Origin of the sequence: Salinibaculum sp. SYNS191 (assembly GCF_037338445.1) — an archaeon.
GTDB classification, from domain to species: domain Archaea; phylum Halobacteriota; class Halobacteria; order Halobacteriales; family Haloarculaceae; genus Salinibaculum; species Salinibaculum marinum.
In genome coordinates this window covers 3,749,964-3,771,581 of record NZ_CP147838.1, presented here as the reverse complement: position 1 = coordinate 3,771,581, position 21,618 = coordinate 3,749,964, and the positions used below count along the sequence as shown (strand labels likewise).

General features: G+C 67.8%; 26 protein-coding genes. 13 read left to right on the top strand and 13 right to left on the bottom strand.

The window, feature by feature from the left end; all coding sequences use genetic code 11:
• Positions 1 to 8 precede the first annotated feature (8 nt).
• Genes WDJ57_RS19515 through WDJ57_RS19490 form a run of 6 tightly spaced genes read left to right on the top strand, consistent with a single transcriptional unit; the run spans position 9 to position 4,408 of the window.
• On the top strand, positions 9 to 590 hold the full coding sequence (locus WDJ57_RS19515) for a DUF655 domain-containing protein (RefSeq protein WP_338902669.1): 582 nt from the start codon (positions 9 to 11) through the stop codon (positions 588 to 590).
• On the top strand, positions 590 to 1,456 hold the full coding sequence (locus WDJ57_RS19510) for a 16S ribosomal RNA methyltransferase A (RefSeq protein ID WP_338902668.1): 867 nt from the start codon (positions 590 to 592) through the stop codon (positions 1,454 to 1,456). The genes WDJ57_RS19515 and WDJ57_RS19510 overlap by 1 nt, the downstream gene beginning before the upstream one ends.
• Positions 1,456 to 2,064: a HemK2/MTQ2 family protein methyltransferase gene (locus WDJ57_RS19505; RefSeq protein WP_338902667.1), complete on the top strand. Its 609-nt coding sequence runs from the start codon at positions 1,456 to 1,458 to the stop codon at positions 2,062 to 2,064. The genes WDJ57_RS19510 and WDJ57_RS19505 overlap by 1 nt, the downstream gene beginning before the upstream one ends.
• 59 nt (positions 2,065 to 2,123) lie before the next feature.
• Complete coding sequence (locus tag WDJ57_RS19500; RefSeq protein WP_338902666.1) at positions 2,124 to 3,119, top strand: 5-methyltetrahydropteroyltriglutamate--homocysteine methyltransferase; 996 nt, start codon at positions 2,124 to 2,126, stop codon at positions 3,117 to 3,119.
• Positions 3,116 to 4,180 carry a methionine synthase gene (locus WDJ57_RS19495; protein WP_338902665.1) on the top strand — a complete coding sequence of 355 codons (1,065 nt, stop codon included), beginning with the start codon at positions 3,116 to 3,118 and terminating at the stop codon, positions 4,178 to 4,180. The genes WDJ57_RS19500 and WDJ57_RS19495 overlap by 4 nt, the downstream gene beginning before the upstream one ends.
• Positions 4,181 to 4,228: 48 nt before the next feature.
• The gene (locus WDJ57_RS19490; RefSeq protein WP_338902664.1) at positions 4,229 to 4,408 is read left to right on the top strand and encodes a hypothetical protein; all 180 of its coding nucleotides are present in this window, start codon (positions 4,229 to 4,231) and stop codon (positions 4,406 to 4,408) included.
• 50 nt (positions 4,409 to 4,458) lie between these two features.
• Here WDJ57_RS19490 and WDJ57_RS19485 read toward each other — a convergent pair whose 3' ends face one another.
• The 3 genes from WDJ57_RS19485 to WDJ57_RS19475 are packed head-to-tail and all read right to left on the bottom strand — an operon-like array spanning position 4,459 to position 6,836.
• Positions 4,459 to 4,851, bottom strand: a complete 393-nt coding sequence (locus WDJ57_RS19485) for a Zn-ribbon domain-containing OB-fold protein (RefSeq protein ID WP_338902662.1) — start codon at positions 4,849 to 4,851, stop codon at positions 4,459 to 4,461.
• A 55-nt stretch (positions 4,852 to 4,906) separates the two neighbouring features.
• A complete protein-coding gene (locus tag WDJ57_RS19480) occupies positions 4,907 to 6,073 on the bottom strand; it encodes a thiolase domain-containing protein (protein ID WP_338902661.1) in 1,167 nt (388 codons plus the stop codon).
• 1 nt (position 6,074) lies between these two features.
• Positions 6,075 to 6,836 carry a beta-ketoacyl-ACP reductase gene (locus tag WDJ57_RS19475; RefSeq protein WP_338902659.1) on the bottom strand — a complete coding sequence of 254 codons (762 nt, stop codon included), beginning with the start codon at positions 6,834 to 6,836 and terminating at the stop codon, positions 6,075 to 6,077.
• A 173-nt stretch (positions 6,837 to 7,009) separates the two neighbouring features.
• Here WDJ57_RS19475 and WDJ57_RS19470 point away from each other — a divergent pair, with 173 nt between their 5' ends.
• Positions 7,010 to 7,969, top strand: coding sequence for a ribose 1,5-bisphosphate isomerase (locus tag WDJ57_RS19470; RefSeq protein WP_338902658.1), 960 nt, complete (start codon positions 7,010 to 7,012; stop codon positions 7,967 to 7,969).
• Complete coding sequence (locus WDJ57_RS19465; protein ID WP_338902657.1) at positions 7,966 to 8,826, top strand: carbohydrate kinase family protein; 861 nt, start codon at positions 7,966 to 7,968, stop codon at positions 8,824 to 8,826. Before WDJ57_RS19470 ends, WDJ57_RS19465 begins: the two co-directional genes overlap by 4 nt.
• 27 nt (positions 8,827 to 8,853) lie before the next feature.
• On the opposite strand, the gene rbcL is transcribed toward WDJ57_RS19465, so the two are convergent.
• Entirely contained in the window at positions 8,854 to 10,104 is a 1,251-nt protein-coding gene (gene rbcL / locus WDJ57_RS19460) for a type III ribulose-bisphosphate carboxylase (protein WP_338902656.1), read from the bottom strand.
• 143 nt (positions 10,105 to 10,247) lie between these two features.
• Here rbcL and WDJ57_RS19455 point away from each other — a divergent pair, with 143 nt between their 5' ends.
• Entirely contained in the window at positions 10,248 to 10,865 is a 618-nt protein-coding gene (locus WDJ57_RS19455) for a metal-dependent hydrolase (protein ID WP_338902654.1), read from the top strand.
• Between the two features lie 40 nt (positions 10,866 to 10,905).
• Here WDJ57_RS19455 and WDJ57_RS19450 read toward each other — a convergent pair whose 3' ends face one another.
• Complete coding sequence (locus WDJ57_RS19450; RefSeq protein ID WP_338902652.1) at positions 10,906 to 12,771, bottom strand: bacteriohemerythrin; 1,866 nt, start codon at positions 12,769 to 12,771, stop codon at positions 10,906 to 10,908.
• Between the two features lie 175 nt (positions 12,772 to 12,946).
• Here WDJ57_RS19450 and WDJ57_RS19445 point away from each other — a divergent pair, with 175 nt between their 5' ends.
• The gene (locus tag WDJ57_RS19445) at positions 12,947 to 13,381 is read left to right on the top strand and encodes a pyridoxamine 5'-phosphate oxidase family protein (RefSeq protein WP_338902650.1); all 435 of its coding nucleotides are present in this window, start codon (positions 12,947 to 12,949) and stop codon (positions 13,379 to 13,381) included.
• Positions 13,382 to 13,424: 43 nt separating this feature from the next.
• Here the strand turns inward: WDJ57_RS19445 and ndk are convergent, their stop codons facing one another.
• The 5 genes from ndk to WDJ57_RS19420 all read right to left on the bottom strand — a co-directional run bounded on the left by ndk (position 13,425) and on the right by WDJ57_RS19420 (position 16,406).
• Positions 13,425 to 13,892: a nucleoside-diphosphate kinase gene (gene ndk / locus WDJ57_RS19440; protein ID WP_338902649.1), complete on the bottom strand. Its 468-nt coding sequence runs from the start codon at positions 13,890 to 13,892 to the stop codon at positions 13,425 to 13,427.
• Positions 13,889 to 14,272 (bottom strand): 50S ribosomal protein L24e, encoded by a 384-nt coding sequence (locus tag WDJ57_RS19435; protein WP_338902648.1) that lies wholly within the window; start codon positions 14,270 to 14,272, stop codon positions 13,889 to 13,891. Before WDJ57_RS19435 ends, ndk begins: the two co-directional genes overlap by 4 nt.
• Positions 14,272 to 14,502: a 30S ribosomal protein S28e gene (locus WDJ57_RS19430; RefSeq protein WP_338902647.1), complete on the bottom strand. Its 231-nt coding sequence runs from the start codon at positions 14,500 to 14,502 to the stop codon at positions 14,272 to 14,274. The genes WDJ57_RS19435 and WDJ57_RS19430 overlap by 1 nt, the downstream gene beginning before the upstream one ends.
• 11 nt (positions 14,503 to 14,513) lie before the next feature.
• Positions 14,514 to 14,876, bottom strand: coding sequence for a 50S ribosomal protein L7Ae (gene rpl7ae / locus WDJ57_RS19425; RefSeq protein WP_338902646.1), 363 nt, complete (start codon positions 14,874 to 14,876; stop codon positions 14,514 to 14,516).
• Between the two features lie 189 nt (positions 14,877 to 15,065).
• Positions 15,066 to 16,406 (bottom strand): arylsulfotransferase family protein, encoded by a 1,341-nt coding sequence (locus WDJ57_RS19420; RefSeq protein WP_338902645.1) that lies wholly within the window; start codon positions 16,404 to 16,406, stop codon positions 15,066 to 15,068.
• 93 nt (positions 16,407 to 16,499) lie between these two features.
• Between WDJ57_RS19420 and tmcA the strand changes: the two genes are divergently transcribed.
• From tmcA to WDJ57_RS19405, 3 genes are read left to right on the top strand one after another with little or no spacing between them, the layout of a single operon-like run.
• On the top strand, positions 16,500 to 18,734 hold the full coding sequence (gene tmcA, locus WDJ57_RS19415; RefSeq protein ID WP_338902644.1) for a tRNA(Met) cytidine acetyltransferase TmcA: 2,235 nt from the start codon (positions 16,500 to 16,502) through the stop codon (positions 18,732 to 18,734).
• Positions 18,731 to 19,243, top strand: a complete 513-nt coding sequence (locus tag WDJ57_RS19410) for a DUF456 domain-containing protein (protein ID WP_338902643.1) — start codon at positions 18,731 to 18,733, stop codon at positions 19,241 to 19,243. Before tmcA ends, WDJ57_RS19410 begins: the two co-directional genes overlap by 4 nt.
• A 46-nt stretch (positions 19,244 to 19,289) precedes the next feature.
• Complete coding sequence (locus WDJ57_RS19405) at positions 19,290 to 19,472, top strand: hypothetical protein (protein ID WP_338902641.1); 183 nt, start codon at positions 19,290 to 19,292, stop codon at positions 19,470 to 19,472.
• A 12-nt stretch (positions 19,473 to 19,484) separates the two neighbouring features.
• On the opposite strand, the gene WDJ57_RS19400 is transcribed toward WDJ57_RS19405, so the two are convergent.
• The 3 genes from WDJ57_RS19400 to WDJ57_RS19390 form a co-directional block, all read right to left on the bottom strand.
• The gene (locus tag WDJ57_RS19400) at positions 19,485 to 20,381 is read right to left on the bottom strand and encodes a universal stress protein (RefSeq protein ID WP_338902639.1); all 897 of its coding nucleotides are present in this window, start codon (positions 20,379 to 20,381) and stop codon (positions 19,485 to 19,487) included.
• Between the two features lie 43 nt (positions 20,382 to 20,424).
• Positions 20,425 to 21,156 (bottom strand): GNAT family N-acetyltransferase, encoded by a 732-nt coding sequence (locus tag WDJ57_RS19395; RefSeq protein WP_338902637.1) that lies wholly within the window; start codon positions 21,154 to 21,156, stop codon positions 20,425 to 20,427.
• 94 nt (positions 21,157 to 21,250) lie between these two features.
• Positions 21,251 to 21,616, bottom strand: coding sequence for a hypothetical protein (locus WDJ57_RS19390; RefSeq protein WP_338902636.1), 366 nt, complete (start codon positions 21,614 to 21,616; stop codon positions 21,251 to 21,253).
• Between the last annotated feature and the right edge of the window lie 2 nt (positions 21,617 to 21,618).

Sequence of the window (21,618 nt, the reverse complement as noted above, 5' to 3'; positions counted from 1 at the left end):
TCTGTCACATGAGCGACGATGAGCGCGACGATTCAGACGGGCAGCGCGGACGGGCAGTCGTTCTCGACTTCCTCCCCCACGGACGGACGGAGGACGACCGGCCCCAGTATCAGAAACAGCCAGTCGCCTTCGCGCTGGACATCGAGGAGTTCGCACTCTACGAGATGATAGTCGCCGACGGGGCGGACATCGCCATCGGCGACTACTTCGACATCTACGACGCGGACTTCGCCGAGCGGGTCAACGAGGTGGAGTACGATGACCTGCCCAGCGGCGCGCAGTCGGAACTCGACTACGCGGTGGAGGACGTCGTCGAAGACGAGGAACGGCGCTTCGTCGACTTCTACAACGAGGCCCAGCCCATCACGCTGCGCCTCCACCAGTTGAACCTGCTGCCGGGTATCGGGAAGAAGCTCCGCAACACGATTCTGGACGAGCGCGAGCGCCAGCCCTTCGAGAGCTTCGAGGACCTGAAATCGCGCGTGAGCGGCCTGCACAACCCCAGGGAGACGCTGGTCGAGCGCATCCTCGAAGAGATAAAGGAGGACGACCTGAAGTACCGCACCTTCGTCCGGCGCGACGACCAGTGATGAGCGGCGGGAACGCGGACACCGGCGGCCGCCGCGACCCTGACGCGCTCATCCGCCGGGCCGGCGTCCGCGGCAACCCCGACTTCGACCAGCACTTCCTCGTCGACGACCGGGTGCTCGACCGCCTGCCGTCGCACCTGCCCGACGACGCCGACACGTCTCACGTCCTCGAAATCGGCGGCGGGACCGGGGCGCTGACGGACCGACTGCTGACCGTCGCGGACCGCGTGACCGTCGTCGAGCGCGACCCGACGCTCGCGGAGTTCCTCCGCCAGGAGTTCGCCGACGAGGTTTCGGACGAGCGACTGACCGTCGTCGAGGGCGACGCCCTGGCGGTCGACCTGCCGGACTTCTCGACGTCCGTCTCGAACCTCCCCTACGGTATCTCCAGCGAGGTGGCCTTCCGCCTGCTCCCGCGCGGGAAACCGCTCGTGCTGATGTTCCAGCGGGAGTTCGCCGAGCGGATGGCTGCCGACCCCGGCACCGACGAGTACGGCCGGCTCTCGGTGACTGCGGGCCACTACGCAGACGTCGAGGTGGTGGAGACGGTCCCGAAGGAGGCCTTCGACCCCCGGCCCCGCGTCGAGAGCGCCATCGTCAGGACGACGCCACGTGCACCCGACTACGACGTGCCCGACGACGACTTCTTCCTGCAGTTCCTGAAAGCAGTCTTCACCCAGCGCCGGAAGACGATGCGCAACGCGGTCCGGAACACGGCCCATATCTCGGGACTGGGCGACGCAGACGCAGTCGTCGAGGCAGCCGAGGAGGACCTGATGAGCCGTCGGGCCGGCAACGTGACGCCCGCGGAGTTCGCCGCACTGGCGACGCTGGCGTACGACGTCGGCGACCCCGGGGGCTACTGATGCCCGGGGACCGCCCCGCGCTGGCCGACCGGCGCGACCTGAAGACGGTCTACCAGCCGGCAGAGGACTCGAAACTGCTCGCCGACGCGGCTGTCCCCTACGTCGACGCCGGCGACTGGGTGCTCGACGTGGGGACCGGGTCGGGGTACGTCGCCCACCGATTTCTGGAGGAGACCGACGCTCGCGTCGTCGGCTCGGACATCAACCCGAACGCCTGCCGGCAGGCCCGGAATGCTGGTATCCCCGTCGTCCGCGCGGACCAGTTGACGCCGTTCCGCGATGGCGCGTTCGACGTGGTCGTGTTCAATCCACCCTATCTCCCCACCGCGCCCGACAGAGAGTGGAACGACTGGATGGAGAAGGCGCTGTCGGGCGGCGAGACCGGGCGCGAGGTCATCGAGCCGTTCCTGGACGACCTCCGACGGGTCCTCGACACCGGCGGCGACGCGTTCCTGCTCGTCTCCTCGCTGACCGGTATCGACGCAGTCCGCGAGCACGCGCGCGCCAGCGGCCTCACCACGATGGAAGTCGCCGAGGAGCCACAGCCCTACGAACGGCTGGTCGTGCTCCACCTCCGGCCGAGCGGCGGGCCTGACGCCGTGAGATAACCACTGTGCATTAAAGTAATTAGGAAATATTAAAGGCCGTCATTTCCTACGTCGGTGTAATGACACGGGTAGTAGCGACGACACCCGGATTGTATCCGTTGCCCGACTGGGCGAAAGACGACCTCTCGGACCTGAAGGGGCACCAGAAGGACGACCTCATCAGTGGCGACGAGAGCGAGGCAATCACAGAGGCCTACGACCGCGCGCGCTCGGAGGTCGTCGAGCGCCAGCAGGCCGCCGGTCTGGACCGAATCGTCGAGGGCCAACTTCGCTGGGACGATATGCTCGCCCACCCGCTGGCCGTCGCCGACAGCGTCGACATGCGCGGCATCGTCCGGTACTACGACAACAACAACTTCTACCGCGAACCGGTCGTGACCGGCGACCTCACGGCGACCGGTGACGTCGCGGCGGAACTGGAGAGTGCCAGCGAGCAGGTCGACGAAGGCTTGCAGGCCGTCCTCCCCGGCCCGTACTCGCTCGCGGACCTGGCGACCGACGACCACTACGGCGACGAGGCCGCGTTCCTCGATGCCATCGCGGACTTCCTCGCCGACGAGGCCGGCCAGTTCCCCGACGTCGAGACGCTGTTCCTGCTGGAGCCCTCGCTCGTCGAGAACCCGCCCGGCGACGGTCCGGACGCCCGCGCGAGCGAGGCTATCGACACCGTCGCCAGCGCCGTCGACGCCGACGTCGTGGCCCACACCTACTGGGGCGCGCTGGAGGAGAAAGTCTACGCCCACCTAATGGACGCAGACGTCGACGCCATCGGCTTCGACCTCGTGAGCGACCACGACCAGAACGTCTACAACGTCCAGGAGTACGGGACGAAAGACGACGTGGCGCTCGGACTCGTCGACGGCCAGAACACGCTCGTGGAATCGCCGGAGACCATCCGCGAGCGCATCGACTGGTTCCAGGAGATGACCGGCGACGACTACGGGACCGTCTACGCCACCTCGAACACGGAGCTGTTCTACCTGCCAGTCAACAAGTTCGAGGAGAAACTGGACGCCCTTGCGAACGCTGCGGACCTGGAGGAGGTAGAAGCATGACCGGCCCACGAGAGCAGTTCAGACCGGAGGACCACCCGAACGACCACTTCCTCATGACCACCGTCGTGGGGTCGTACCCCAAGCCCAAGTGGCTCCACCGCTCGCGGGACCTCTACGAGGACGAGGACGCCAACTTCGACGCGGAGAACTTCGAGGAAGCCAAGGACGACGCGGCGCGGCTCATCACCGAGGAACACGAGCGCTGCGGCCTCGACGTCGTGGTCGACGGCGAGATGCGCCGCAACGAGATGGTGGAGTATTTCGCCCACCGCATCGACGGCTACGACTTCAACGGCCGCGTGAAGGTCTGGGGACACAACTACTTCGACAAACCGAGCGTCGTCGACGAGGTCGAGTACGGCGAGGAGTGGCTCGTCTCCGAGTACGAGTTCACGTCCGAGGTCGCCGACGCCCCGGTCAAGGTGCCCATTACCGGCCCGTACACGCTCGCGTCCTGGTCGTTCAACGAGGTCTACGACGACGACGCGGAACTGGCCTACGAACTGGCCGACCTGGTCAACGAGGAGATCGAGGCCCTCGTCGAGGCCGGTGCCCGCTACATCCAGATCGACGAGCCCGCGCTCGCGACGACGCCGGACGACCACGCCATCGTCGGCGAGTGTCTGGAGCGCATCGTCGCGGACGTCCCCGACGACGTCCGCCTCGGCCTGCACGTCTGCTACGGCGACTACTCCCGCATCTACCCGGAGATTCTGGACTACCCGGTCCACGAGTACGACCTCGAACTCGTCAACGGCGACTTCGAGCAACTGGACGTGTTCAAAGAGGACGAGTTCACGAAGGACTTCGCGATGGGCGTCGTCGACGTCCACGTCGCGGAGGTCGAATCCGTCGAGGAAATCAAGGACAACATCAAGAAGGGACTGGAGGTCGTCCCGCCGGAGCGGCTGACCGTCAGCCCGGACTGTGGCCTGAAGCTCCTGCCACGCGACGTCGCCTACGGCAAGATGGAGAACATGGTCCAGGCCGCCCGCGAAGTGGAGGCGGAACTCGACGCCGGCGAAATCGACGTCGGTGCGCCCGCCAGCGCGGACGACTGACCGCGGCCATTCCTGTCGGTTTTTACCCCGCGGTGAGTACCGTCGGTCATGCGACTCCTGTGGCTGGCGCTGGTCGGTCTCGTTCCACTGGTCGTGGTCGGCGTCCTGACGACGCTCGTCGAGGTGAACCTGCTCACCACCCTCTCCGGGGCCATCGGCGCGACGGTGCCCGCCGTGATGATTTACGTCGTCATGACGGCCGAGTCCGACGCCGATGCCGCCGAGTGAGCGCCGCGACGGCCGAATCCGGAGAGTCGACGAAAGAGTGAGGGGGACGATTACGCCGGCTCGAAGACGACGAGTCGTTCGCCTTCCGTCTCGTTCTTGCCGACGCCGATGGTGACTTCCTGGCCGATGTCGACGTCGTCGTGGTCCATGCCGCGGACCTGGCCGGTGATGCGGACGGGGCCGAACTGTGCGACCGCGACGACGAAGGGTGCGTCGTCGGCGAAGGACGGCCCGGCGACGTTCGTAATCGTCGACGTCAGTATCTCACCGGTTTCTGGCAGTGACTGTTGGGTCAACTCGCGCTCGCCGGTTTCGGGGTCCATCTGTCGTGGCGGGAGCCAGCCGTTGCCGCTGGGGCTCTCCAGGTAGTACGGTTCACCCTCCTCGACGGCGTCGAGGAAGTCGTCGTAGCCGTTGTCGCGAACTCTGTCGTCGTCGCTCATGCTATCACCTCCAGAGCTCCGCTCTGGCGTCGTCGCATTCGCTCACTGTGCTCGCTCATGCGACCACCTCCAGAACATTGACCACACAACTCGCGACGGTGCCACCGGCGTTGTGGGTGAGACCGATTTGTGCGTCAGCAACGGCGTCGCTGTTGACGTGGTCACCGCGCAGGAGTTTGGTCAATTCGGAAATCTGTGCACCGCCGGTCGCGCCGACCGGGTGGCCCTTGGCCTTGAGACCGCCCGAGAGGTTGACGGGCAACTCGCCGTCGATGGTCGTATCGCCGTTGGTGGCTGCCTTGATGCCTTCACCCTGTTCGTAGAATCCCAGCGCTTCGAGGGCGAGTACCTCGGCGATGGTGAAACAGTCGTGGACTTCCGCGACGTCGACGTCGTCCGGGCCGATGCCCGCGTCCGCGTAAGCCTGCGCCGCCGCGCGCTCGGCTGCCGGCGTCCTGGTCATCGAGACGCGGTCCTGGAGTGCGAGGCGGTCGCCGTTTTGCCCCGTTCCGATAATGGCGACGTCGGGTCCGAGGCCGTGGTCGTCGGCGTAGTCTTCGCTGACGAGCAAGGCGGCGCTGCCGCCGTCGCTCATCGGCGAGCAGTCGAAGAGGCCAAAGGGCGAACAGACCATCGGCGCTTCGAGGACGTCGTCGACCTCGATGGCTCGCTGGAACTGTGCGAGCGGGTTTTCGACGGCGTTGTCGTGATTCTTGACGGCGATGTTGGCGAGGTCCTCGCGGGAGCCGCCGTGTTCGTGGAAGTAGCGGTTGGCCATCAGCGAGTACGCGCCGGGGAAGGTTACTCCGGCCTTTATTTCCCACAGCGCGTCCGCCGCGGCTGCGAGGCCGGCGGTGCCCTCGGGCGTGGAGAGGTTGGTCATGCGTTCGGCGCCGCCGACGAGGACGACATCGACGTCGCCGTTGCGGATGCGGTTGACGCCGTGGCGAACGGCAGAGCCGCTGGATGCGCAGGCGCTCTCGATGCGCGTGGCGGGAGCGGTGACGCCCGCCGCGTCTGCGGCAAGGGGCCCAGAGTGGCCCTGTTGTTCGGCGATTTCACCCATGAAGTTGCCGTAGTACACCTCGTCGACGTCGTCCGGCGCGATACCGGCGTCGTCGTATGCCTTGCCGGCGGCTTCGGCGAACATCTCGCGGGCGGTGCGTTCGCCGCTCTTGCCGAACTTCGTCATGCCGACGCCGGCGACTGGAACACGGCTCATGTTACCACTCCATCCCCCCGTTGACGCCGAGGACCTGGCCGGTCATGTAGCTGGACTGTTCCTGTGCGACGAACGTGACCATACTGACCACGTCTTCCACCTCCGCGAAGCGATTGAGGGGGATGCGCTCGAGGATATTCTCCTTGACGCGGTCGGGAACGCTTTCGAGCATGTCAGTCTTGACGAAGCCCGGCGCGACGCAGTTGGCTGTGGAGCCTTCCCGGGCAAGTTCCAGCGCGAGCGTGCGCGTGAAGCCGAAGAGGCCGGACTTGGTGGTGGCGTAGTTGGCCTGCCCGTAGTTGCCCTGCTGGCCGACGACGCTTGAGATGTTGATGAGTCGGCCCTCGTGGGCCTGCCGGATGTCTTCGAAGCAGACCTTCGTGCAGTTGAAGACGCCGCCGAGATTCACCTCCACGACGCGGTCCCAGTCCTCGCGGGTCATGTTCTCGAACTTCTTGTCGACGGTGATACCCGCGTTGTTGACGAGTACGTCGATGTTACCGAAGGCGTTCTGGACATCTTCGTACATCGCACGGACCTCGTCCAGGTTGGAGACGTCCGCCTGGACTGCGATTGCGTCACCCCCGGACTCCTGGATGTTGTCTTTCACCGCGTTGGCCGCGGCCTCCGAGGAACGATAGTTGACCACGACGTCGGCGCCGTGTTCCCCCAGATTCTCCGCGATGCCGCGACCGATTCCCTTCGAGGAACCGGTCACCAGACAGGTGCGGTCTTCCATGGATGAGTGGTCGTCTACTGCCATCTGTGAGTTCACTCCATTATGCGCTACGTTACCACTCACCTTGGTCTTGTTGCCGTGCTAACCGGAATGCCGTAGCTGTCAGACTCCCCTCCAGTCCCTCTGTCACCGCGACTGCTTGCGCTCTGGCCCGTCTCGGCGGGTCACTTTTGCCGCGGGGTACCGTACGCCAGCGCATGGGCACAGGCGAGGTCAGCGACGACGTGGTCGAGACGGCGGCGGAGATAGCGGAGATGGACATTCGGGGTGCGGCGACGATAGCGCGCGCCGCCGCGGACGCGCTGCAGACGCAGGCCGTCGAGAGCACCGCCACCGACGTGCAGACGCTCGACGCGGAGCTTCGAACCGCCGCGCGGCGGCTCAACGCCACGCGCCCGACGGCCGTGAGCCTCCCGAACGCGCTCCGGTACGTCCTCGAACGGGCCGGCGGGAGCGATGTCGAGAGCTACCGTGAGTCCGTCGTGACAGCGACCGGGGACCTCAGAGAGCGGCTGGAGAGCGCGCAGGCGGACCTGGGTCGCGTCGGTGCGAACCGGTTGCGCGACGGCGACACCATCATGACACACTGTCACTCGACGGCCGTGCTCTCGGTCGTCGAGGCCGCCCGTGACCGGGGGCTGGACCTGTCGGCGGTCGTCAAGGAGACCCGCCCGCGCGAACAGGGGCGTATCACGGCCCGACAGCTCCGCGAACTGGGCGTCCCCGTCACCTACATCGTCGACAGCGCCGCCCACCGGTACCTCGACGAGGTCGACCACGTCTGCGTCGGGGCCGACAGCATCGCCGCCGACGGGACAGTGGTCAACAAAATCGGCACGAACGGGCTGGCGGTCAGCGCCCGCGAGCGCGGCGTCGAGGTCGTCGTCGCCGCGCAGACGCTCAAACTCGACCCGGCGACGCTGTCCGGACACAACGTCGACATCGAGTTCCGCGAGGAGACGGAGATCCTTGGCCCGGAAGAGCGCGACGACATCGGCGACATCGAGGTCGTCAATCCCGCGTTCGACGCCACGCCGCCGCGCTATATCGATGCCATCGTCACCGAAGAGGGCCAGTTCCCGCCCGAGAGCATCGTCACGCTCATGCGCGACCTCTACGGCACTCATCCGTCCGCTCCCTGGGAGGACGAGCGGTGACGCGGGTGCTCTGTGCCGGCCACGTCAACTGGGACGTGACACTCCGGGTCGACTCACTGCCCGCCCCCGACGGCGAGGCGGCGATTACGGGACAGACCCACGCGGGCGGCGGCAGCGCCTCGAACACCGCCGTCACGATGGAGAGTCTGGGCGTGGATTCCGCCCTCCTCGGGAGCGTCGGCGAGGACGACTACGGCCGCCTCGCGCGCGAGGAACTCACCGCCGCAGGGGTCGACTGTTCGCACCTCCAGCGGACCATCGGCGAGACGACGGTGAAGTACCTCGTCGTCGACGACCGCGGCGAGGTGATGGTCCTCGCCAACGACGGCGTCAACGAGTCGTTTCGGGCCGCAGATGCTCCCGACTCTCTCCTCGACTCGGTCGACCACGTCCACCTGACGAGCCAGCGCCTGGAAACTGCCGAGATGCTGGCCGAGCGCGCCCGCGACGCCGGTGCCACGGTCAGTTTCGCGCCGGGCCGCCGCCTCGACGAGCGCGACTACCGCTCCGTCGCTGCCACCGCGGACTACCTCTTCCTGAACGAGCGCGAGGCCGAGACGGCGGCCGAGGAGGGACTGCTGGCTGCCGGCGACGGCGTCACCGTCATCACCCGGGGCGAAGACGGCGGCGAGGTCCGAGCCTCCAGCCGGCGGACTCACTCCGGGTACGACGTCGAACCGGTCGACACGACCGGTGCAGGCGACGCGTTCGCCGCGGGCTTCCTGGCTGCGGTGCTGAACGGCGAGGACGACGACGACGCGCTGGCCGTCGCCAACGCCGCCGGGGCGCTGGCGGCCAAGTCCATCGGCGCGCGGACCCACGTTTCGTGGGCGGATATCGAGGACCTGCGCGAGTGACCGACGACCGAAAAGAGCGGAAGGTCGCTACCGCGGCGTCTCAGTCCCCCACTTGTCGATAGCGGTGGCGAGTTCGGGCGTGTCTTCGGCGGCGTCCGCTATCGGCTCGCCGGCAGCGGCAGCCTCGACGGCCCGCCGCAGCGCCTTCGCCCCGGCGTGGGTTCCGTCGGGGTGACCGTGGACGCCCCCGCCGGCCTGGACGCCGATGTTCGTCCCGAGTGCGTCGAGCAGCGCCGGAACCAGGCCCGGGTGGAGTCCACCGGAGGCCATCGGGAGCACGTCGTTCAGACCGTACAGTTCACCGTGGAGCCACTCGTTGATGCCCGGCGTGTCCTCGTTTTCGAGTTTGCCAAGGCCCGCCGTCCCGGTGTGGATGTGGTCGACGCCGCAGAGACGCGCCACCTGCGCGAGCACGCGCATCGAGACGCCGTGGGTCGGCACCCGGTCGAAGGCGGCGTGCATCGCGCGGTGGGCGTGGATTGCCAGCCCGTGTCGCTCACAGCGTTCGCGGACCTGCTGGACGGCGGCCCAGCCAGTCGTCACGACGTCGACCATGACGAACTCGCAGCCGTGTTCGGCCGCCAGGTCCACCCGTTCGAGCATCTCTGTGCCGGACGCGGTCACGTTAAGCAGGTAGCTTTTGGTCTCGCCGGTCTCGTCCTCGGCCCGGTCGCGCTGGGCCAGGCTCTCGGTGAGGCGGTCCTCGAAGGGGTTGAACGCCTGGTCGGTGAGGTTCTCGTCGTCCTTCAGCAGGTCCAGCCCGCCCGTCCAGGCCTCGTAGCCGATTTGCGCGTGCTGGTCGGTCGACAGCCCCACCTTCGGCTTGGGGACTGTCGCCGTGATGGGGCGCTCGCCGGCGTCGAGAAGTTCAGATTTGACGCTCGTCCCGAACTGCGGGCCGGGGAACGAGGTGGCGAGTTGCTCGGGCCAGTCACAGTCCAGCAGGCGGATGCGGTCGACGGCCTTCATCCCGAGGATGTTCCCCGCGATGCAGGACAGTACCTGGGGCATGTTGCCCGGTTCGAACAGCGCGTCGGGATACGCGACGGTGACGGTGCCGCTGTCCTCGTCGATGTCACACGCCGTCGCCGAGAGGTCCCGGATGGACCCCTCGACCTGGAGTTCCGCCCAGGTGCCGTTTGAGGATTCGGAGGCGACGCGGCTGGCGGCGTCGTCCCAGTCCATGTCCGCGGCCGGTTCGACGTAGAACTCGCAGACGAGGTCCGTCTCCGTCGGGTCGTAGTCGAGGTCCAGGAAGTCGTCGTAGGTGATGCCCATGACAGCACGTTGCACCCGGCCGCGTATAAATTCCGGCCGGCGGGCTATTGCGGTCGCCGCCCGAGTCCGGGAGACGGCGGCAGAATATATAGCCAAACTGAGTGGTGTGTGTTTTGTACCTCCGGACCGTCAGGGCGACCACGATGATGGCGACGACGCACGCGCTGTACGGGATGGCCGCCGGAGCGGTGACGCTGGCGACCGTCCCGGAGTACGCCCCGGTGGCGATGCTCGTCGGCTACGTGGCCGGCTTCCTCCCGGACCTCGACGCCTACGCCGAGCACCGCCGGACGCTGCACTTCCCGGTGTACTTCTCCGTCCTCGCGGTCCCGGCCACCCTGCTCGCCGCCCTCTGGCCGACGCTGGCGTCCGTGTCGCTGGCCACCGCTCTCGTCGCCCTGGCCGCGCACTCGGTGATGGACGCCGGCGGCGGCGGGCTCTCGCTGCGGCCCTGGGTCGAACAGCCTGACCGCGCGGTGTACTCGCACTACCACGGCCGGTGGGTCGCACCCCGGCGGTTCGTCGCGTACGACGGTGCGCCCTCGGACCTGGTGCTGGCCCTGGCCGCTGGCCTCCCGTTGCTTGCGGTCACCGCCGGGTCCGTCCGTCTGCTCGTCGTCGCCACGCTCGTCTTCTCCGGCGTGTACGTCCTCGTCCGCAAACGCCTCGTCGAAATCGTCACCGTTGCCATCCGGTACACGCCGCGGCGTCTGCTCGTGCTGGTGCCGCGGCGGTTCGACGAACTGGTCGACGGCGAATAGAGCGCGAGTAGAGACGCGGGCAGAGGGTACGGTCGAGCGGCTACTTCGCGCCGACGATACGCAGCGAGCCCTCGTCGTCGAACTCGCCGAGGTCGCCGGTGTGGTACCAGCCGTCGCGAATCGCGTAGGCCGTCGCCTCCTCGTCGTTCCAGTAGCCGGCCATGACGCCGGGGCCGCGGACGAGCACTTCGCCGTCCTCCGCCAGGGCCACGTCGGTGCCGGGGAACGGCGTCCCGACGGTGTCCGTCCGGTGGTCGTCGGGCGCGGTCATCGTGGCGAGTCCGGTGAGTTCGGTGGACTCGTACACCTCGGTCAGCGGGAGGCCGAACCCCCAGAAGAACTCCACGATGTCGTCGTCGATGCTGTCGGTCCCGGTCAGCGCGTACTCCACGTTCGCCAGGCCGAACTCCTCGCGCAGCGTCGAGAACACGGTCCGCTCGGCCATGGAGTGCTTTATCGAGAGCCGCGAGGACGCGCTCTCGCCGGGCTTCATCGCCGCCCCGTAGCTCCGGGCGACGTCGTTAGCGAGGAACTTCTTCGCGCCGCCCATCTCGCTCATGCGGTCGCGGATGGCGTCGTGGAGCCGCCCGTACGCCTGTGGCACGCCGACCAGCACGTCCGGCTGGACGGTCTGAAGTTGCTCTTTGAACGCGTCGGTGTTGATGTACGCGACGGCGTTGCCCGTCCCCCAGAGGTAGTACGTGGACAGGCGCTGGTAGATGTGCGCCAGCGGCAGGAAGCAGGTTCCCGTGCCGCCGGCATCCAGCGGCAGCCGGCTGTCGAGCATCCCGACGCCCGCGAGCAGGTTCCTGTGGGTGAGCGCACAGCCACGCGGGTGCTTGTCCGTCCCGAGCTTGTAGACGATGGTCGCAACGTCGTCGGGGTCGCGGTCGAACCCGGGGAGCCGTGCGCGGTCGCCCGTCGGCAGGTCGTCGATGGTGAAGACCCGCTCGACCGCCTGTTCGACTGCGACCGGCAGGGTCCGCTCCGCGAGGAGGACGTCGACGCCGGCGTCGGCGATGACGTGGCGGGCGCGCTCGTTGCCGTACAGCGTCGAGACGGGCACGGAGACCAGACCGGCCATGTGACAGGCCATGTCGACGACTGACCACTCGTAGCGGGGGTCGGCGTGGATGCCGACCCGGTCGCCGGGTTCCAGCCCGGCGTCCAGCAGGCCGGCGGCGACGCTCCGGGCGCGCTCCCGGAACTGGTCGAACGTCCGGTCGTACCCCGCCTCCAGTTCGGGCCGGCGCACGGCCGTCCGGTCGCCGTACTTGTCGAAGACCCGCTCGACCCAGGCGGCCATCGGGCCCTCGGGCACCGACAGCGCGCCACCGGAGAGGATGTCGCTCCCGAGGGTGGCCTCCAGGTCCGCCGTCGACGTGTCCTCCTGGAGCGCCTCGGGGTGGGCTGCCTCGACCTCGCGGTTCTTGTTGAGCTTGCCCGGCTCGTACTCGTAGTCGTCGTCTATGTTCTCCCTGTAGTAGTCGCCGTAGTTCTGGTCCTGGTTGCCGCCGGCGATGTGGGAGTCCAGCCAGTCGCGGGCGAACATCAGCACCTCCATCGTGATGTACTCGCCGTCCTCGTGTTTCTCGCGGAGTTCGCTCACTTTCTCGGCGAACTCCTCGTGTTTCTCCCGGTGGTTGTAGAAACAGTCCGCACAGTCCATGGAGTAGCCGCAGTCCTGCATGAACTCCTCCTCGTCGCCGAAGTGGTACTCGGTGTAGCGTTCGAGTTCCCGGAGGATGTCGCCGACCTCCTCCTCGGACCGGCCCTCGTCCATCGCCACGTGGAGGTCGTTCAGGAGTCCGAAGAGGTGCTGGTGTTGCTCGTCGAACCGCTCGATGGCGGTGCTATAGCGCTCGTCGTCCCACTCGATAAACATGCTCTCCGACCCGGATGCCATACCCGGATATGACCGTAAAGACCCTCTAAAACCAGGTGTCCATTCCCGGTGGCTGAAAATGTACCACAAAACCTCATAGCTGGTTACATGAAACGTGTAGTATGGAAGCCAGGTCGCTACACCGGTGTCCGGCCCCGCATCGCCGCCAGGTGCTCCACCGAGGCAGGGCCGACCGATGAACCACCTCAGCGACGCGGAGATTGCGACGGTGCTGGAACGCAACGGCGTCGCCGTCCTGGCGCTGTCCGGCCAGACCTACCCCTACCAGGTCCCGATGTGTTACGGCTACGTCAGCGACAGGGACCTGCTCGTGATGCAACTGACCGAACCGGCAGAGAGCCACAAGCACCGCCACCTCCAGGCGAGTCGAAAGGCGAGCGTCACGGTGTACGAGGAGACCGAGCCGGGCCAGACGTGGCGCAGCGTCGTCCTCCGCGGCGAACTGGTCGAGAGCGCCTACGGGGAGGCCGAGCAGGCCTTCGCCGCCCTCGCCCGGAACACGCAGTCGGTCCCCAACCCGATCTCCTGGGCCGACTCGACGGGCCGGACGGACCTCACGCCCTACGAGTTCGACATCGCGGAGCGCAGCGGCCGCGAGTTCGACATTTGATAGCCGTCGCTGTGCAGTCGAGAACGACGAAAACGGGGCGCGATTACTCGTACAGCCAGGTCTCGTCGATGCGTTCCCACTCGACGAGTTCCTCGTCGTCGAAGAACAGCTCTATCTCGCGCTCGTTCGCGCCGGGGTCCTCGTCGTCGGAGCCGTGGATGACGTTCCGACCGAGGTCCAGCCCGAAGTCGCCGCGGATGGTCCCGGGCGCGGACTCGGCGGGGTCGGTCTCACCCATCATGGTGCGGACCTGACTCACCGCGTCCTGCCCCTCCCAGACCATCGCCATGACCGGACCGGCGGTGATGAAGTCGACGAGGTCCTCGAAGAAGGGCTTGTCCTCGTGTTCACCGTAGTGGTCCTCTGCGAGGTCCTGGTCGATCTGCATGAACTTCGCGCCGACGAGCTTCAGCCCGCGGTCCTCGAACCGAGAGATGACGTCGCCGACGAGGCCGCGCTGGACGCCGTCGGGCTTGACCATCACGAAGGTCCGTTCGAGGTCCTCGCTCATGCCTCGGCCTCCGTCTCCTCGTCGTCTTCCTCGGCCTCGTCGTCGGACTCCGCTTCTTCGTCTTCGGCCTCGTCGTCGGCCGCCTCAGTCTCGTTGTCGGACTCCGCTTCTTCGTCCTCGGACTCGTCGTCCGCGACGGTTTCGGGCTCCTCGGCTTCGGCCGCTGGTTCTTCTTCCGCTTCGTCCTCCGATTCTGCCGTGGCCTCGGGGGTCTCCTCGCCGGCCCACTCGAGGTCACGGGCCTCGCGCCCGAGGTCGGCGTTTTTCTCGCACTTGGCTGAACAGTAGTGTATCGTCGTGCCGTCCGTGTGGACGAACATCGTTCCCGTGCCGGGTTCGATGTCGGCCCCACAGAAGTCACACTCGCGCGTTTGGGGCATTATTGACCTCCGATAGTGTCCGCTTCGCGGGCTGTCTCACGCAGCTGGAGGACGTCGCCCTCGCGGACCGGGCCGAGAACGTTGCGGGTGATGATGCGACCCTTGTTCTCGCCCTCGCGGATGCGGCACTTGACCTGCATGGCCTCGCCGTGCATCCCCGTTCGGCCCACGAGTTCGATGACCTCCGCGGGTGTGGAACCGCCGCCTTCCTCAGACTCCTCTGCGCTCATCCTTGGTCACCTCAGCGGAGTTCCTCGACCTTGTCGGCGATGTCCTGGACGTCGGCCTCGGCCTCGCCCGGGTCGGTGATGGCCGCGGCGGCGCTGCCGACTTCGAGGCCGGCGGCGTGGCCGACGTCGTCCTGCGTGCCGACGAAGACGTAGGGGATGTCCTTCTCGTCGGCCAGTTCGGGGAGGTGCATGACGACCTCCTCCGGCTGGACGTCCTCGGCGACGTAGACGAGGCGTGCGTTGCCTCGCTCGACTGCCTTCGTCGTCTCGTTCGTACCTTTCTTTACCGTACCTGTGTCCCGTGCGATCTCGAGCGCCTCGAGGGCGTCGTCTTCGAGATCTGCCGGGACGTCGAAATCAACGTACACTGGCATGATTGGTCACCTCCTGCACGTGGGCTCGCACTCCCCCGCCCTCCGCGGCACGTCCGCGGTCGCTTGAGAGTCCTAATCGAGGCTGGGAGCGTCATCAACCCCGCGCAGGCTGTACTCCCTACTGAGTAATCTGCCCCCTAAAGCAGTTTCGAAGCCGCTATCCCGTGGCAACCGGACGCATGCCCGCCCTCACCGGAATCGCAGGTAGCCGTACCGGCCGACCTCGCCGAGGAGCCACAGTGCCGCCAGGACCGTCGCGAGCAGTAACATCGCGCCGGCGAGTGGCGAAATCCACGTCGGCAGGACGTAGAGGAACCCGTTCAACACGAGCGACGGGAACAGTTCCCGGAAGTCCCGTTCGAGCGAGTCGCTCACGCCGCCGTAGTCGGTGGCGTTGCTGACGTTGGTCACTCCCTGGATTGCGGCCATCGAGCGGCCCGACCGGCTCTCGTCGCCCGTCCAGAGCAGTTCGGCCTCGTAGACCCCGCGGGGGACGGTGTGCTCCCAGACGATGCTCCCGTTGGGCGTGACCTCGACGAGGCGCGTGCCGTGCGTGTCGGTGATGAGCGTGTTGTTGTTCGGCAGCCGGTCGGCGTCGCGGGGCCACTGGATGGTCTCGTCGGCCCAGGTCCAGGACCGGTTCCAGGTGCCGTTGCGGCGCTGGTACTCGACGATGCGGCTGTTCTCGCTGTCAGCGACGAGGATTGCCGGTCCGCCGCGTTCCTCCGGGATGTAGTCGGGGTTGTGCTGCTCGTAGAGGATGTCGTAGTCGTCCTCCGCGCCGAGGGTCATGTTCTCCAGCATGCCCTCCTCGCGGTCGACGAAGACGACCTGGTCCTGGTTGCGAAGGTTCACCATGTACAGGCCCTCCTCGACGATTTCGACGTCGTTGAGGTGCGTCCAGTCGCCCTTCTTCCCGCCGGTCGAGCGGTCGAACTCCGCGGCGGCGTTCCACACCCAGTCTATCTCGCCCGTGCCGACGTCGACGGTGTAGACCCGGTCGAACTGGATGTCCCCGATGAGAAAGCGGTCCTCGTCGACGCGGTCCACGTCGTGCGTGTTCGACGAGCCGTTGTAGTTCAGCGTCCGGGCGTACAGGCGCTCGCGCTCGCCCGTGGAGTAGTTCAGTCGGTCGACGACGTTGCGGGTACAGAGCCCCTCGATGTCGTCGGGGCACTGCTCGTTGCCGAGGATGATGCTGGCGACGTACTGGACGGTGTACCGCCCCGCGGGCGAGGGGTCGACGTCGTGGTAGAGGTTGTACTCCGTCGTCCGGTAGACGACCTCGCCGGTGGTGCGGTTGAGAATCGTCAGCTGTCCGGGGCCCTGCGCGTCGACGACGTAGGCGACGTGTCCCTTCGGCCGGTCGAGCGTGGCTGTCGAGTTGACGGTGACCTCCGGTGTGTCGACGGCGTCGGGCGCCGCGGCGGTCGTTCCCTCCTGTGTCAGAAAGTCGATGGCCGTCGGCGCGGCGAGCACCACGATTGCAACGAGCAATGCGACCCTGACAGTCCGTTTTCTGGAGGGCACGTCTGGACCGACTGTCGAAGATGAAATATAAGAACTTTCTGTCTGAACAGGGGGGACCACAGCCGTCAATTGCCTGCACGACGGAACACTGGTATGGACTACGCCGCGCGACTCCGGGCGGACGCCCGCCGGGCAGACGAGCGCCGCCTCCTCGTCCTGGCCGGGGACGCCGACGACGGACGGGAGCGAGCGGCTGCTTCCCTCTCTGCCGCCGGCGTCGACCCCGCTGACGCGTGGTACGTCGGCACTGCCGGGGACCCGCCCTGCCGCCGCCTCGCACCCACCGAGACCGGTCGCCTGCTCGGGACGACCCAGCAGGCGGTCGTCCTCGACTGTCACGACGCCTGCCGGCCGAACGCCATCGGGCGGGCGGTCGGTGCCGTCGACGGGGGCGGCCTGCTCGTCCTCCTCGCGCCCCCGCTGGAAACCTGGCCGGACCGCCGGGACGGGTTCGACGAGACGCTCGCGGTGCCGCCGTTCGAGCAGGGCGACGTCGCCGGCAACTTCCGGCGGCGACTCGTCGACACGCTCCGCGCCCACCGCGGCGTCGCCATCGTCGACGCCGAGACGGGGACTGTCGAGAAAGACGGCATCCTCGACGCACCGCCGCGGCGGCCCCGACCCGCACCGACGCCGCCCGCCGACCACGCCTTCCCCGCGGCGGCCTACGACGCCTGCCTGACTCAGGACCAGGCCGACGCAGTGGCGGCCTTCGAGACGCTGCGAAGCGGGGGAACCGCACTCGTCGCGGAGGCCGACCGCGGCCGCGGGAAGTCCAGCGCCGCCGGCCTCGCCGCCGCGTCGCTGGCGCTGGAGGGCGCGGACGTCCTCGTCACCGCACCGCAGTACCGCAGCGCCGCCGCGGTGTTCGCCCGCGCCGTCGACCTGCTGACCGACCTCGGCGAACTCGCCGGGCGCGACGACCCCGAGACGCCCCGTCGCGTCGAGACCGAGACGGGACGGGTCCGCTTCGCCGCCCCGACCGAAGCTGCCGAGCTACCCGGCGACCCCGATTGCGTCGTCGTCGACGAGGCGGCCGCACTCCCCGTGCGGTTGCTGGAGCGGTACCTCGCGGCCGAGAGCGTCGCCTTCACGACCACTATCCACGGCTACGAGGGTGCCGGCCGCGGCTTCTCCGTGCGCTTCCGCGACCGTCTGGCCGGCAGCGACCACGACCTGACGGAGGTGTCGCTGGCCGACCCCATCCGCTACGCGCCGGGCGACCCGGTCGAGGTCTGGTCCTTTCGCGCGCTCTGTCTCGGCGCAGGCCCGGCCGCGGACCCGCTGGTCGCGGACGCGACGCCCGGGACCGTCGAGTATCGCCGGTTCTCCGCAGCGGACCTCACCGGCGACGAGAACCTGCTGCGGGAGGTGTTCGGACTGCTCGTGCTGGCGCACTACCGGACGGAGCCCGACGACCTCGCGCGGCTGCTCGACGCGCCGAACGTGACAGTGCGCGCGCTCACCCACGACGGGCACGTCGTCTCGGTCGCGCTGCTCGCCCGCGAGGGCGGTCTGCCAGCGGACCTGCGCGGCCGGATGTACGAGGGCGAGCGCGTCCGCGGCAACATGATTCCGGACGTGCTGACCAGCCAGTTGCGCGACGAGGCGGCCGGCGTGCCGGTCGGGTACCGCGTCCTCCGCATCACCACCCACCACGCCGCGCGCTCGCGGGGGCTGGGCTCACGGTTGCTCGACGACGTCCGCGCAGAGGTGCGCGAGGACGTCGACTGGCTCGGCGTGGGCTACGGCGCGACGCCCGACCTGCTCTCGTTCTGGACCGACAACGGCTTTTCGACGGTCCACCTCTCGACGACCCGCAACGACACGAGCGGCGAGCACTCCGCGGTGATGCTCGACCCGCTGACCCCGGCCGGCGAGGCGCTCCACCGGCGACATACCGGGTGGTTCGTCCGCCGACTCCCCGACGCACTCGGCGATGCGCTCGCGGACGTCGATCCCGACGTCGTCCGCGGGACACTCCGCTCCGTCGCGGGGACCGTCCCCCTCGACCTCTCGGCGTGGGAGTCCCGCGTCGCCGCCGGCGTCACCTCCGGGCTGGCAATCCTCGACACCGCGCCGCGGCCGGTCCGTCGCCTCGCACTCCGGCACCTGGTCGACCCGGCGAACCTCGACGCGCTGGACCCGGACCAGGAGCGACTGCTCGTCTGCAAGGCGCTCCAGCAACGACCCTGGCCCGCGGTCGCGGCGATGCTCGACTTCCACTCGACGGCGGAGTGCAAGCGCGCGCTCCCCGACGCCGTGCGGCCGCTGGTCGCCGCCTACGGAGACGACGTCGCGCGTGCCGAACTGGAGCGGTTCGAATGACAGCCCTGCCCGCGCTGGCCGTCGCGACGGCCGACCTCGTCACGGTGCTCGCGTTCGTGGTCCTGGCCTTCGCCGTCGTCTCCGCGTTCCTGCCGGGGTTCCCGACGGGGGCCGTCTCACTCGCCGGCATCGGCCTCTACTGGTGGGGGTCGGGCTTCACCAGCCCCGGGACGGCGGTGCTGGTGGTGCTGATTGCGGTCAGCCTCCTCGCGGTGGCCGCGGACTGGTTCGCCGGCGCCGTCGCGGCGAAAGTGGGCGGCGCGTCCCTCCTCACGACGGCCCTCGCCGGACTCGTCGGTCTGGCCCTGCTCTTCGTCACCGGACCGATCGGGATGGTAGTCGGGAGCGCGGCCGTCGTCTTCGCCCTGGAGTACCGCAAGCACCGCGACGTGCGCGGCAGTGCCACCGCTGCCGGGGCGTACGTGGTCGGCTTCTTCGCGTCGGCGTTCGTCCAGGCGCTGCTCGCCTTCTCCGTCCTCCTCGCCCTGGTCTGGGTGACGCTGTTTTGACTCCCTCACCAACAATGCTGTAAGTCCGGCCGTCGAACGGCCCAACATGGAGTGTGCCGAGGAGGACTGCGACCGGGAGGCGACGTTCGAACTCCACATCCCCTGGACCGAGAACAGGTTCGTCTGCGCCGGCCACGCGCGCGTCCAGTCGCGCACGGACGGCATCGTCGCCGACCCGATGGACACCGCCGGAGACGAACTCCCGGACGGGGCGAGCAACCGCCCGTAGGACCCCCACCGCTCACTCGTCGACGTCCGGCTGTGGCACGGCGATGACCGGCAGGTCGCTCCCCCTGATGACCCGTTCCGTGGTACTTCCCAGCAGGAACCGTTCCAGTCCCGACCGGCCGTGCGTCCCCATGACGACCACGTCCACGTCGTTCTCGTCGGCGTAGGACGTGATACCCGCGCTCGGCCGTCCCTCGACGACGGCCGTTTCCACCTCGACGTCGGCAGTGCGGGCCTGCTCTGCGACGTCCTCGACGACTGCCTCGCCGTCCACTTCCAGGTGTTCGATGTAGTCCGACGGCGTCTCGACCCCCGGTGCGACGGCGTACACGTTCGTGTCCACGACGTAGACCACGTGGACGGTCGCCCCGGTCGCGTCCGCGATAGAGAGGGCGTGGTCGACCGCGCCGTCGGCGCACTCGCTGCCGTCGGTCGGAACCATGACCTTCCGGTAGGGGAGCGTCGGCGGTTCGTCCTCCACGGCACGGGTCGCCAGCACCGGCACTGGCGAGGCACGGAGGACGTGTTCGGTGACGCTGCCCAGGACGAACCGCTCGATGCCGGTCCGTCCGTGGGTTCCCATTGCGACGAGGTCGATGTCTTCCTCGGCGACGTAGTTCAGAATCTCCGCGGAGGGCGGGCCTTCCCTGACCTCGCCGTGGTATCGGTCTGGCTGGGACCACTGGTTCTCGACGTGTTTGATGTCGTTCTCGGCCTCCTCGCGGAACCTGTCGATGAATCCCTGGTCGATACCGCCCGCGTCGAACGGTCCCGCGAGCCTCGCGATGTCCACGACGCCGAGGGCGTGGACGTCGGCCCCGAACGTGGACGCCAGCGAGAGAGCGTGTTCCGTCGCACGCGTTGCGTGCTCGCTCCCGTCGGTCGGCACGAGAATCGAATCGTAGGACATGTGCTAGAACCGACGGGCGACGCGGTGATAAAGGTACGTCGAGCTACAGGTCCTTCTCCATCATGACCTCGTCCACGTACTGGCCGTCGAGTTTGTAGTGGTCCTCGCGGCGGGCCTCCTCGTCCCACCCGCGGGACGTGAGGAACTCGATGGCAGCCTCGTTGGTGGCCGGAAGGGAGTTGTATATCTTCTCGTACCCCTTCGAGGCCGCCCACTCCAGGCCGCGTTCGAGCAGGTGACTCCCGATGCCGTGGCCGCGGTAGGCCTCGAGCACGCCGACGGTGAGTTCGGCCGTGTGGCTCAGTTTCTCTATCTCGGGATGCTTCAGGTGAACCCAGCCGACCACGTCGCCGTCGACGCAGGCGACAAAGAATATCCGGGATTCGAGTTCGTTGTGTCGCAGCAGGACTCCCTCCGTGTCGACGATGTCGGCGACCGTCTCCGCGTTGATGTACTTCCCGCCGCCGATTGCCTGCCGGATGGCCCCGACCAGCCCGGTCAGGTCCTCCTCCCGGGCCTGCCGGATGGTGAATTCGACGTCGTCGGCCTCGAACTCCTCCTCGGCCCCGGAATCGAAGGCGATGCGGAGCTTCCCGTCGACCGCTTCGAGCACCTGGTCCCGTTTCAGGATAGCCGTGTGGTGACCGAAGGCCCGCTCCCCCATGTTCAGCGACGTGCGGAGTTTCTCCGGTCGCGTCGCACCGTGGGACTCGACGTACTCGTAGATGTCCTCCCTGTCGGTGTGGTCGAATTCGAGTTTGTCAGTCAGTTCCATGCGATTCGGTACCGCGCCTCGGCACTTAACCGTTTGTCATTACGCAGTGACGTGTCTGGGGGACCAGCGTCGGTCAAAAGAGCGCTCGGACGCCCTACGGGACGCTCGTCAGGACGACGGCGACGTCTTTGATGTTCTCCGTGTCGATGAGCAGCTGGGCCGCCTTCCGGAGCGCGTACTCCGCGTCCATGTCGACGCCGTAGCAGGCCGCGTACAGTTCCAGCCAGTCGTTCATCGACTGCTCCAGCGCCCTGTAGGCGTCGGGCTGGAACTGGACGTTGTGCTGGCCGGTCCGGGCCTCGACGAACAGCGAGATGGCGGGGCCTGCCCCCTCGCGGAGGTAGTCCATCGCCTGCTGTTCGTCCGGCGGGTCCGCGGGCGGTTCGAACGCCTGGACTTCACGCTCGGCCCGCTCGGACAACCGCCAGATTCGCTCGGTGAAGCGGGCTCGTGCGTTCATGG